The sequence below is a fragment of the Pseudomonas sp. EpS/L25 genome, assembly GCF_001512295.1.
Lineage (GTDB): Bacteria > Pseudomonadota > Gammaproteobacteria > Pseudomonadales > Pseudomonadaceae > Chryseomonas.
The window spans coordinates 808,706-819,888 of sequence record NZ_LNUP01000011.1 but is presented as its reverse complement, the minus strand read 5'-3'; the positions used below and the strand labels follow the sequence as shown (position 1 = coordinate 819,888).

Here is an 11,183-nt window from a genome sequence, read left to right as displayed (position 1 = left end):
GTGAATCTCTCGGCGCCCTTCATCGCCCGGCCGGTGGCCACGCTGCTGCTGAGCCTGGCGCTGCTGCTCGCCGGTGCCATCGCCTTTCGCCTGCTGCCGGTGGCGCCGCTGCCGCAGATGGACTTCCCCACCATCACCGTCTCGGCGACCCTGTCCGGCGCCAGCCCCCAGGTGATGGCCTCCAGCGTGGCCACGCCCCTGGAGCGCTCCCTGGGCACCATCGCCGGCATCAGCTCCATGACCAGCCGCAGCAGCCAGGGCTCGACGCAGATCATCATCCAGTTCGACCTGGACAAGGACGTCAACACCGCTGCCCGCGAGGTCCAGGCGGCCATCAACGCCTCGCGCAATTTGCTGCCCAGCGGCATGCGGCAGATGCCACGCTACCGCAAGGTCAATCCGTCCCAGGCACCCATCATGGTGTTCTCGCTGACCTCCAATACCTTGAGCAAGGGCGAACTCTACGACCTGGCCTCCACGGTGCTCGCCCAGAGCCTGTCCCAGGTCAATGGGGTGGGCGAGGTTCAGATCGGCGGCAGCTCCCTGCCGGCGGTGCGCGTCGAGCTGGAGCCGCGCCAGCTGGAGCACTATGGCCTGGCGCTGGACGATGTCCGCACCGCCATCAACAGTGCCAACCAGCGCCGGCCCAAGGGCGCGGTGGCCAACGATGACCACAACTGGCAGATCCAGGCCAACGACCAGCTGTTCAAGGCGGCCGACTACGCGCCGCTGATCATCCGCTACCAGGACGGGGCGGCCTTGCGCCTGCGCGACGTGGCCAAGGTCAGCGATGCCGTGGAGGATCGCTACAACGCCGGCTTCTTCAATGACCAGAGCGCCGTGCTGCTGGTGGTCAATCGCCAGGCCAACGCCAACATCATCGAGAGCATCGCCGCGCTCAAGGCGCGCCTGCCGGCCCTGGAAGCCATCGTCCCGGCCAGTGCGCGGCTGGAAGTGGCCATGGACAGATCGGGGGTGATCAAGGCCACCCTGCACGAGGCCGAGCTCACCCTGATCATCGCCGTGTTCCTGGTGATCGGCGTGGTCTGGCTGTTCCTCGGGCGCTTGCGCAGCGCGGTGATCCCGGCCCTGGCGGTGCCCATCTCGCTGGTGGGTACCTTCGCCGTCATGTACCTCCTCGGCTTCTCGCTCAATACCCTGTCGCTGATGGCCTTGATCCTGGCGGCGGGGCTGGTGGTGGACGATGCCATCGTGGTGCTGGAGAACATCGCCCGGCATATCGACAATGGCATGGCGCCGCTCAAGGCGGCCTACCAGGGTACCCGCGAGGTGGGTTTCACCCTGCTGTCGATGAACGTCTCCCTGGTCGCCGTCTTCGTCGCCATCCTGTTCATCGGCGGCATCGTCGAGAAGCTGTTCCGCGAATTCTCCCTGACCCTGGCCGCCGCCATCCTGGTATCGCTGGTGGTGTCCCTGACCCTCACGCCCATGCTCTGCGCGCGCTGGCTCAGGCCCCACGATCCCGCCACCGAAAGCCGCCTGCAGCGCTTCAGCGAGCGCGCCCATCGCCGCCTGGTGGCGGGTTACGACCGCAGCCTCGGCTGGGCCCTGCGCCATCGGCGCCTGACCTTGCTGAGCCTGATCGCCACCATCGTGCTGAACGTGGCGCTCTACGTGGTGGTGCCCAAGACCTTCATGCCGCAGCAGGACACCGGCCAATTGATCGGCTTCATCCGCGGTGACAACGCCCTGTCGTTCCAGGTCATGCAGCCGAAGATAGAGATCCTGCGCAAGGCGCTGCTGGCCGACCCGGCGGTGGCCAGCGCCTCCGGTTTCGTCGGCAGCTCCGGCGCCGGCAGCGGGGTGAACAATGCCGTGATGCTGATCCGGCTCAAGCCCATCGCCGAACGTAAGCTGGATGCCCAGAAGGTGATCGAGCGCATCCGCGCCAATGCGCCTCAGGTACCCGGCGCTCGGCTGTTCCTCATGGCCGACCAGGACCTCAGATTCGGTGGGCGCCAGCAGAGCACCTCGTCCTACGAGTACAACCTGCTGTCCGGTGATGTCGACCTGCTGGAAGCCTGGCAACCCAAGGTCCTGGCCGCCCTCAAGGCGCTGCCGGAGCTGACCGCGGTGGACGGCCGTGAAGGCAGCACCCAGCAGATCACCCTGCAGATCGACCGGGAAAAGGCCAAGCGTCTCGGCGTGGACATGGAGACCGTCGCCGCGGTGCTCAACAACTCCTTTGCCCAGCGGCAGATCTCCACCATCTACGAGCCGCTCAACCAGTACAAGGTGGTGATGGAGATCAATCCACGCTACGCCCAGGACCCGACCGTCCTCGAGCAGGTCCGCGTCATCACCGGCAGCGGCGCCCAGGTGCCGCTGTCGGCCTTCGCCTACTACACCAACAGCCTCGCCGAGGACCGGGTCACCCACGATGGCCAGTTCGCCTCGGAGAGCATCAACTTCGACCTGGCGCCGGACGTCAGCCTGGAACAGGCGACCCGCGCGGTACAGCGCGCCGTCGCGGCCATCGGCATGCCCAGCGACGTCCAGGGCCGCCTGGGCGGCTCTGCCAACATCTTCGCCAGTACCGTCTCCGGGCAGCCGCTGATGATCCTGGGCGCCCTGGTGCTGGTCTACATCGTGCTCGGCGTGCTCTACGAGAGCTACGTCCACCCGCTGACCATCCTCTCGACGCTGCCGTCGGCCGGGGTAGGGGCCTTGCTCGCCATCCAGCTCACGGGTGGTCAGTTCAGCCTGATCTCCATGCTCGGCCTGTTCCTGCTGATCGGCGTGGTCAAGAAGAACGCCATCATGATGGTGGACCTGGCGCTGCAGCTGGAACGCCAGCAGGGCCTGTCGCCGGAAGAGGGTATCCGCCAGGCCTGCCTGCTGCGGCTGAGGCCGATCCTGATGACCACCATGGCGGCCATACTCGGCGCCGTCCCGCTGCTGATCGGCAATACCGAGGGCGCCGAGATGCGCCAGCCGTTGGGCCTGGTGATCGTTGGCGGCCTGGTGCTTAGCCAGATTCTCACCCTGTACACCACCCCGGTGGTCTACCTCTATTTCGAACGCCTGCGCCGGCGCGTCAATCGCTGGCGCGGCATCCGTACCGACGCTGCCCTGGATACGCCGCTATGACCCCAATCCTGCGCCTGCCGACGCTGACCCTGGCTCTGCTGCTGGCCGGCTGTACCCTGGGCCCGGACTACCAGCGGCCCGCCACCGCGGTGCCGGTCGCCTATCGCCACGCCGAAGGCTGGCAGGCGGCGGCGCCCAAGGATCTGGAGGTCCGTGGCGACTGGTGGCGCCGCTATGATGATCCGACCCTGGATCGCCTGATGGTCCAGCTGAACCAGCGCAACCAGAGCCTGGCCCAGGCCGAGGCGACCTATCGGCAATCCCTGGCCCTGGTCAGCCAGGCGCGAGCCTCGTTGTTCCCGACCCTGTCCAGCAGCCTGGGCGCCACCCGCTCCGGACGCGGGGGTGGTTCGGGCAGCAACACCGTCATCCGCAACTCCAATGGCACCAGCAGCACCTTCAGCAGCGGTGGCACCAGCACCATCAGCAACGCCTACGATGCTAGCCTGGGCGTAAGCTGGGAGCTGGATCTCTGGGGTCGTGTAAGGCGCCAGGTGGAGGCGGATCGGGCCTCCGCCCAGGCCAGCGCCGCGGAGCTGGCGGCCACCCGCCTGAGTCTGCAGACGCAACTGGCGACCAGCTACCTGCAGTTACGGGTGCTGGATGCCCAGCAGCGACTGCTCGACGCCACCGTGGCCGCCTACGAGCGTTCCCTGCGCCTGACCCAGAACCAGTACCGTGCCGGTATCGTCACGCCGGCGGATGTGGCCCAGGCGACCACCCAGCTGAAGAGCACCCAGGCCGACGCCATCGACCTCAGGTATCAGCGTGCCCAGCTGGAAAACGCCATCGCGGTGCTGGTCGGCGAAGTCCCGGCCAATTTCCAGCTGGCCGCGGTCAAGACCATTCCTGAATTGCCGCCACTCCCGAGCGCCGTCCCCTCGACGCTGCTGGAGCGGCGCCCGGACATCGCCCAGGCCGAGCGCCAGGTCATGGCCGCCAATGCCGCCATCGGCGTCGCCGAAGCGGCCTACTACCCCGACCTGACCCTGAGTGCCAGCGGTGGCTACAGCGCCAGCCAGTGGGGCAATCTGATCAGTACGCCGAATCGCTTCTGGTCGATCGGGCCGTCCTTTGCCCTGGCGTTGTTCGATGGTGGCCTGCGCCGGGCTCAGGTGGAGTCGGCCGAGGCCAGTTACGACGCCAGCGTCGCCGGCTATCGCCAGACCGTACTCGACGGTTTCCGCGAGGTGGAGGACTACCTGGTGCAGTTGCGCACCTACGAGGACGAGGCCGGGGTGCGCCAGGAGGCTCTGGATGCCGCCCGGCGGGCCCTGCAATTGGCGGAGAATCAGTACCGTGCCGGGTTGATCGGTTATCTCGACGTGGTCACCTTGCAAACTACCGCCCTGAGCAACGAGCGCACCAACCTGACCCTGCTAGGCAGTCGCCTCAGTGCCAGCGTGCAACTGATCGCGGCGCTCGGCGGTGGCTGGGATGGCAATCTCGCGCCGCCCGCACCGCCCCGGCGGCCCTGACTGCATGTCTAGTCCTGGGTACAGCTGCAACGAAACGCGCTCAGCCTGACGTTATGCCCTTTCGTCAGGCTCAGCCCCTTTGTTGGGTTTTGAATCGCGTGGTGTAGATGATAGTTTTGTTCCTTTGCTATCAGGTAAGGACAGCATGGAAAGCGAAGTCAGTTTGGAAAAACCTTTTATACGTCAAGCAGTATTAAGGTTACGAATACGCGATTCATTGTGAATCAGAAAACCTATGCAATGGCCTCGGTCAGCTCCGTAAAGGTTGGTTCAGCCGATAAAACTCCATCAAAATCCAACGCTGTGATTGTGTTTTTCGTTGGTCTTGCACTCTTCTTTATTGGGGTTGGCGATCTAAAGTCTCATTGGCTGATGGCTACGATAGGTGTGGGCTTGCTTGTTCTCGGTATTAAAATGTATCGCGCTATTAAGCCCAGTATGCGAGTACAAGCTAATCCTAACTACTTCATCTGGAGAAACTACCGCTCTTAGCAGTAATGAAGAGTCAGACATTCGTGCGGTCGAGTCTGCCCTAAATGACGCAATAGTTTTTAGGGGCTGAGTTGGCGGGTGGCTGTTGGCGGCGCGAATTGCTTCAATGGGTCAGTTATAGCTCAAACCACCCTCTGAGGGCGGCAATAGCTGGTTCGATTTACACTTGATTCAGGGTCTTAAAAAGAGCATGAAATAAGCCGGGCGATTGCCCGGCTTTTTTCATGACTGGCGTTTAGTTGGGAAAGAGTTCGCCCAGCTTCATGCTCAGCATCATGTTGCCTTCGACGCGCAGCTTGCCGGACATGAAGGCCTGCATGCCGTCGGTCTCGCCGCTGACGATGCCAGCCAGGGTGGCCTGGTCCATGATCAGGGTGCAATCCGGATCGGCAGCGTCGCCCTGTTGGACGTCGCAGGTGCCGTCCTTGATGACCACGTAGTAGTTGTCACCGCCCTCGACGTCGAACTGATAGGTGAGATCCAGGCCGGCCGCGGCGGAGGGGTCGAATTTGCTCTTCAGGGTAGCGATGGCATCGGCTGCGCTCATGGCGAGGGTCCTTGTGGTCTTCTTCGATGAGGCCAGGTCCGTGGTGGCCCTGGCTGGGATACTCGACCGAGGGTAGGGGGCGACAGGTGCCCTGTCAACGAATATTCATACGCTTGTTTGAATGCCAGGGAGGCAGGCCTCGAACCAGCCCGACGAAGCCATTGCCCTGACCGGATGGCCGGCCGGTGGCTGCCGAGTTTCTATCGGCCTGGCGACTCGGTATGCTGGGCAGGGCATTGCTGCCGCCATTCTAGGAGAGTCCGTGGAGTTTCTTGCCGACTATGCCAGTTTCCTGGCCAAAACCGTCACCCTGGTGGTGGCGATCCTCGCCGTGCTGCTCTTCACCGCGGCCATTCGCGGACGTAATCGCCGTGGAGCGGGCGGACAGCTGCAGGTCCAGAAGCTCAACGACGTCTATCGCGACCTGCGCCTGAGATTGCAGCAGAGCGTGCTGGGCAAGGAGGCCTTCAAGGCGCTGCGCAAGCGCGAAACCAAGGCCGAGAAGAGCAAGCGCAAGAGCGAAACCGGCAAATCGCGGGTCTATGTGCTGGACTTTCACGGCGACATCAAGGCCACGGCCAACGAGCACCTGCGCAACGAGATCACCGCCATCCTTACCCTGGCTACACCCAAGGACGAGGTGGTGGTGCGGCTGGAGAGCGGTGGCGGACTGGTGCACAGCTACGGCCTGGCCGCCTCGCAACTGGCACGTATCCGCCAGGCCGGCGTGCCTTTGACCATCTGCGTCGACAAGGTGGCGGCCAGTGGTGGCTACATGATGGCCTGCATCGGCGACCGCATCCTCAGCGCGCCCTTCGCCATCCTCGGCTCCATCGGCGTGGTCGCCCAGTTGCCCAACGTCCATCGCCTGCTGAAGAAGCATGACGTGGACTTCGAAGTCTTCACCGCCGGCGAATACAAGCGCACCGTCACGGTGTTCGGCGAGAACGACGAAAAGGGCAAGGAGAAATTCCAGGACGACCTGGAAACCACCCACGAACTGTTCAAGAACTTCGTCGCTCACTACCGGCCGCAGCTCAACATCGAAGAGGTCGCCACGGGCGAGGTCTGGCTGGGCCAGGCCGCCCTGGGCAAGCAATTGGTGGACGAACTGCGCACCAGTGACGAGTACCTGGCCGAACGCGCGCAGGTCGTGGATGTCTTTGCCGTACGCTTCGTCGAGAAGAAGTCGCTGCCCGAACGCCTGGGCATGGCGGCCAGCCTCGGCGTGGATCGGCTGGTGACTACCTGGTGGGAGCGGCTCTCCGAGTCGACCCGCTGGCGCTGAGCTACACAAGGCTTGCCGACCCCATAACAAGATTTCGAGGGAGGAACAGCGATGAGCGATTTCCAGGCACTCTGGGTGACCGAAGGGCCCCACGGTGCCTTCCGTCAGGAGGTGGTGAGCCGCACCCTGGACGACCTGCCTGCGGGTGAGGTGCTGGTCCGGGTGCGTTACTCCTCACTCAATTACAAGGACGCGCTGTCGGCCATCGGCAACCGCGGCGTGACCCGGCGCTATCCCCATACCCCCGGCATCGATGCGGCTGGCGTGGTGGAGGCTTCCAGCGCGGCTGAATTCGCCGTGGGGGACGAGGTCATCGTCACCGGCTACGACCTCGGCATGAACACTGCCGGTGGCTTCGGCCAGTACATCCGTGTGCCAGCCGCCTGGGTGATTCGCCGCCCGGACAACCTGAGCCTGCGCGAGGCCATGGTGCTGGGCACCGCTGGCCTGACCGCGGCGCTGTGCGTCGAGAAGCTCGAACAGATGGGGCTGACCCCCGAGGCGGGCACGGTGCTGGTCACCGGCGCCAGCGGTGGCGTGGGCAGCCTGGCGGTCAAGTTGTTGGCCAGGCTCGGCTATCACGTGGCGGCGTCCACGGCGAAGCTGGAACGCGCCGAGTGGCTGCATCGCCTCGGCGCCCGGCAGATCCTCGACCGGGCGACCCTGGCCGATGGCGTCGGCAAGCCGTTGCTGGATCAGCAGTGGGCGGGCGCGGTGGATACGGTCGGTGGCGACATCCTGTTCAACGTCATCAAGTCGCTGGAATACGGCGGTAGCGTGGCCTGCTGCGGGATGACCGCCGGCACCAAATTCGAAGCCGGAATCTTTCCCTTCATCCTGCGCGGGGTGAATCTGCTGGGCGTCGATTCCGTCGAGTTGCCGCTGATGGCCAAGGCTGCCCTCTGGGACAAGCTATCGGTGCAGTGGAAACTGGACGACCTGGACAGCCTGACCCGGGAGATCGGCCTGCAGGAGCTTCCCGATACCATCAGCCAGATCCTGGCCGGAAAAATGGTGGGGCGTGTGGTGGTCAACCTGGGTTAGCGCCGAGCAAGCAAAAGAAAACCCGCCGCGGCGGGTTTTCTTTTGTCTGATCGAGGGCCGATCAGGCCTGGCGACGGCGGAACAGTGGCTGGGGCTCGTCGACCGCGGCTTGATAGGTCTCGCTGAAGTCGCGCAGACCCTTGAGTGCCGCTTCCGGATCGCGGTCGGCGCGGATTACATAGGCGTCGAAGCCGCAACGCTTGAGGAAGAACAGCTGATCCTGCAGCACATCGCCAATGGCGCGCAGCTCGCCGGTCCAGCCGAAGCGCTCGCGCAGCAGGCGGGCATAGGAATAGCCACGGCCATCGACGAAGGCGGGGAAGTTGATGGCGATCAGCGCAAAATGCTCCAGGTCGCCGGCGATGCTCTCGGGCTCTTCGTCGCTGTCCAGCCAGATGCCCAGCTTGCCATCGCGGCAGGTAAGGGCATGGCCGTGCTCCAGCCACAGCGCGGCCGGGATGATCACGTCGTCGCTGTTGGGGACGTCTGCCAGGGCGACGTCCTTGGGCAGCAGGTGCCAGTTGTCGGTGACCAGCTGATCGCCCTTAATGATTCTTTGCATAGACGCGCTCCTTGAAGGGGTCGATACCGATACGACGGTAGGTGTCGATGAAGCGCTCGTCTTCGGTGCGTTGCTCGACGTAGACGTTGATCAGCTTGCCGATCACCTCGGGCATCTGGTCCTGGGCGAAGGAGGGACCGAGGATCTTGGCCAGGGTGGCATCACGGCCGGCGTCGCCGCCGAGGGAAACCTGGTAGAACTCCTCGCCCTTCTTGTCCACGCCGAGGATGCCGATGTGGCCGACATGGTGGTGGCCGCAGGCGTTCATGCAGCCGGATATGTTCAGGTCCAGCTCGCCGATGTCGAACAGGTAGTCCAGGTCGTCGAAACGGCGCTGGATGGCTTCGGCGATGGGGATCGACTTGGCGTTGGCCAGGGAGCAGAAGTCACCGCCCGGGCAGCAGATCATGTCGGTCAGCAGGCCGATGTTGGGCGTGGCGAAGCCGTGTTCGCGCAGCTCGTGCCAGAGTTCCAGCAACTGGTCCTGGCGGACGTCGGCGAAGATGACGTTCTGCTGGTGCGAGGTGCGTAGCTCGCCGAAGCTGTAGCGATCGGCCAGGTCGGCCATGGCGTCCAACTGGCGGTCGGTGACGTCACCCGGGGCTACGCCGGTGGGCTTGAGCGACAGGGTCACGGCAACATAGCCCGGACGCTTGTGGCGGAAGGTATTGCGCTGGCGCCAGCGGGCGAAGCCGGGATGCTCGGCGTCCAGGCGGGCGAGGGCCTCGTCCAGGTCCTGCAGCTCGGCATAGGGCGGATCGACGAAGAAAGCGGAAACCCGCGCTACCTCGGCCTCGGTCAGGGTGATGGGGCCGTCCTTGAGGTGGGCCCATTCGGCTTCTACCTTCTCGGCGAAGACCTCGGCACCCAGGGCCTTGACCAGGATCTTGATGCGCGCCTTGAACTTGTTGTCGCGGCGACCGTAGCGGTTGTAGACCCGCAGGGTGGCTTCCAGGTAGCTGAGCAGGTGCTGCCAGGGCAGGAATTCACGGATGAATTCACCGGTATGCGGGGTACGGCCCTGACCGCCGCCGACCAGCACGCGGAAGCCCAGCTCGCCGGCCTCGTTGCGCACCGCTTCCAGGCCGATGTCGTGCACCTCGATGGCAGCGCGATCCAGGGCGGCGCCGTTGACGGCGATCTTGAACTTGCGCGGCAGGAAGGCGAATTCGGGGTGGAAGGTCGACCACTGGCGAATGATCTCGCACCAGGGGCGCGGATCGATCAGTTCGTCATGGGCGACGCCGGCGAACTGGTCGGTGGTGGTGTTGCGGATGCAGTTGCCGCTGGTCTGGATGGCGTGCATCTGCACGCTGGCCAGCTCGGCGAGGATCTCGGGCACGTCTTCCAGCTCCGGCCAGTTGAACTGGAAGTTCTGGCGGGTACTGATGTGGGCGTAGCCCTTGTCGTAGTCGCGGGCGATCTGCGCCAGCTTGCGCACCTGGGTGGTGTTCAGCAGACCATAGGGCACGGCGACACGCAGCATGGGCGCATAGCGCTGGATGTAGAGGCCGTTCTGCAGGCGCAGCGGGCGGTATTCCTCGCCACCCAGCTCTCCGGCCAGGAAGCGGCGGGTCTGGTCGCGAAACTGAGCGACACGTTCTTCGACGATCCGCTGATCGTACTGATCGTAAACGTACATGGTCATCCTGCTGTCAGGCGGCGCGCACGGCTGCGCGTGATCGAAGTCTTCGGCACCTCACAAGGAGGGCGCTAGCGACTTTTCTAGGCCGTGAACGATAGCAGCAGGGCTATATGCTTAAAAGCGATGTTTCTTTATATATAAATCTATTCTGGCGATAAGCGGTGGGGAGGGGCGGTGCCGGACACCGCCCATGGGGTACCTAATTCAGGCCCAGCTTGCCACGCAGGGTGGACAGATCCTCGGCCAGGGTATTGACCGGGCCGACCAGAGCCTTGCGATCACGCTCGCTGACCTTGTCGTAGGTCTCGAAGCCGCCATCCTTGGTCTTGTACTTGGCCAGGATCTTGTCGACGGTGGCGAAGTTCTTGTCGACCTTGGCGACGAACGCCTTGTCCTGCTTCCCGATTTGTGGGCGGAACAGGTCGACGATCTTCTTGGCACCATCGACGTTGGCCTGGAAGTCATAGAGGTCGGTGTGGCTATAGCGCTCTTCTTCGCCCGATACCTTGGTGGCCGCGACTTCTTCCATCAGGGCCGCAGCACCGCCCACCACCTTCTCCGGCGGGAAGGTCAGACCGTCGACCCGGCTTTGCAGGTCCTTGACGTCGCTCAGCAGCTTGTCGGCGATGGGGCCCTGGCCTTCGGTGGTGTTCTGGGTGAAGAGGGCGTATTCCAGGCGGTGGAAGCCGGTGAAGTCCTCGGATTTCACCCCCTGCTCATGATCGTCTTCCCGTGAGTCGATGGCGGCGTCCAGGTCGCTGAAGAGTTCGGCGATGGGCTCCACCTGCTCGTAGGACACCCGGGTCGGGGCATAGAGCTTACGCGCTGTGGCCAGGTCGCCGCGCTTGACCGCCGCGGTGAAGGCCTCGGTCTGCTCGGTGAGCTTGGCCAGGTTGTCGGTGACGTAGATCTTGTAGTCGGAGATGGGGCCGACCAGGTCCAGTGGCGAATTGGCGGCGAACACCGGCGCGCTGAGCGCCAGACCGAGGGCAACGGCGAGGAACGAGCGTTTCATT

The 11,183-nt window shown here is 64.2% G+C and carries 8 protein-coding genes and 1 pseudogene; 5 read left to right on the top strand and 4 right to left on the bottom strand.

Going from position 1 to position 11,183, the window contains the following annotated elements:
- The 3 genes and pseudogenes from AR540_RS12750 (at position 1) to AR540_RS25410 (ending at position 5,151) form a co-directional block, all read left to right on the top strand.
- Entirely contained in the window at positions 1 to 3,111 is a 3,111-nt protein-coding gene (locus tag AR540_RS12750) for an efflux RND transporter permease subunit (RefSeq protein ID WP_059229457.1), read from the top strand.
- Positions 3,108 to 4,589, top strand: a complete 1,482-nt coding sequence (locus tag AR540_RS12745; RefSeq protein ID WP_059229455.1) for an efflux transporter outer membrane subunit — start codon at positions 3,108 to 3,110, stop codon at positions 4,587 to 4,589. The genes AR540_RS12750 and AR540_RS12745 overlap by 4 nt, the downstream gene beginning before the upstream one ends.
- Before the next feature lie 240 nt (positions 4,590 to 4,829).
- Positions 4,830 to 5,151 (top strand): annotated as a pseudogene (locus tag AR540_RS25410) (hypothetical protein).
- A gap of 165 nt (positions 5,152 to 5,316) precedes the next feature.
- Here the strand turns inward: AR540_RS25410 and AR540_RS12740 are convergent.
- Positions 5,317 to 5,628, bottom strand: coding sequence for an SCP2 sterol-binding domain-containing protein (locus AR540_RS12740; protein ID WP_058765123.1), 312 nt, complete (start codon positions 5,626 to 5,628; stop codon positions 5,317 to 5,319).
- A gap of 262 nt (positions 5,629 to 5,890) precedes the next feature.
- On the opposite strand from AR540_RS12740, the gene sohB reads away from it, so the two are divergent.
- Positions 5,891 to 6,916 carry a protease SohB gene (gene sohB, locus AR540_RS12735; RefSeq protein ID WP_059229453.1) on the top strand — a complete coding sequence of 342 codons (1,026 nt, stop codon included), beginning with the start codon at positions 5,891 to 5,893 and terminating at the stop codon, positions 6,914 to 6,916.
- A gap of 51 nt (positions 6,917 to 6,967) precedes the next feature.
- Positions 6,968 to 7,960, top strand: coding sequence for a YhdH/YhfP family quinone oxidoreductase (locus tag AR540_RS12730; RefSeq protein WP_059229451.1), 993 nt, complete (start codon positions 6,968 to 6,970; stop codon positions 7,958 to 7,960).
- 61 nt (positions 7,961 to 8,021) lie between these two features.
- On the opposite strand, the gene AR540_RS12725 is transcribed toward AR540_RS12730, so the two are convergent.
- The 3 genes from AR540_RS12725 to efeO form a co-directional block, all read right to left on the bottom strand.
- Complete coding sequence (locus AR540_RS12725) at positions 8,022 to 8,522, bottom strand: DUF934 domain-containing protein (RefSeq protein ID WP_059229449.1); 501 nt, start codon at positions 8,520 to 8,522, stop codon at positions 8,022 to 8,024.
- On the bottom strand, positions 8,506 to 10,164 hold the full coding sequence (locus AR540_RS12720; protein WP_059229447.1) for a nitrite/sulfite reductase: 1,659 nt from the start codon (positions 10,162 to 10,164) through the stop codon (positions 8,506 to 8,508). The genes AR540_RS12725 and AR540_RS12720 overlap by 17 nt, the downstream gene beginning before the upstream one ends.
- A gap of 202 nt (positions 10,165 to 10,366) precedes the next feature.
- The gene (gene efeO, locus AR540_RS12715; RefSeq protein WP_059229444.1) at positions 10,367 to 11,182 is read right to left on the bottom strand and encodes an iron uptake system protein EfeO; all 816 of its coding nucleotides are present in this window, start codon (positions 11,180 to 11,182) and stop codon (positions 10,367 to 10,369) included.
- Between the last annotated feature and the right edge of the window lies 1 nt (position 11,183).

What these genes read in the sequence shown, in the direction of transcription:
- AR540_RS12745 (WP_059229455.1), top strand. Translation starts at nt 3,108, where the DNA reads ATGACCCCAATCCTGCGCCTGCCGACGCTGACCCTGGCTCTGCTGCTG.
- efeO (WP_059229444.1), bottom strand. Translation starts at nt 11,182, where the DNA reads ATGAAACGCTCGTTCCTCGCCGTTGCCCTCGGTCTGGCGCTCAGCGCG.
- AR540_RS12720 (WP_059229447.1), bottom strand. Translation starts at nt 10,164, where the DNA reads ATGTACGTTTACGATCAGTACGATCAGCGGATCGTCGAAGAACGTGTC.
- AR540_RS12725 (WP_059229449.1), bottom strand. Translation starts at nt 8,522, where the DNA reads ATGCAAAGAATCATTAAGGGCGATCAGCTGGTCACCGACAACTGGCAC.
- AR540_RS12730 (WP_059229451.1), top strand. Translation starts at nt 6,968, where the DNA reads ATGAGCGATTTCCAGGCACTCTGGGTGACCGAAGGGCCCCACGGTGCC.
- AR540_RS12740 (WP_058765123.1), bottom strand. Translation starts at nt 5,628, where the DNA reads ATGAGCGCAGCCGATGCCATCGCTACCCTGAAGAGCAAATTCGACCCC.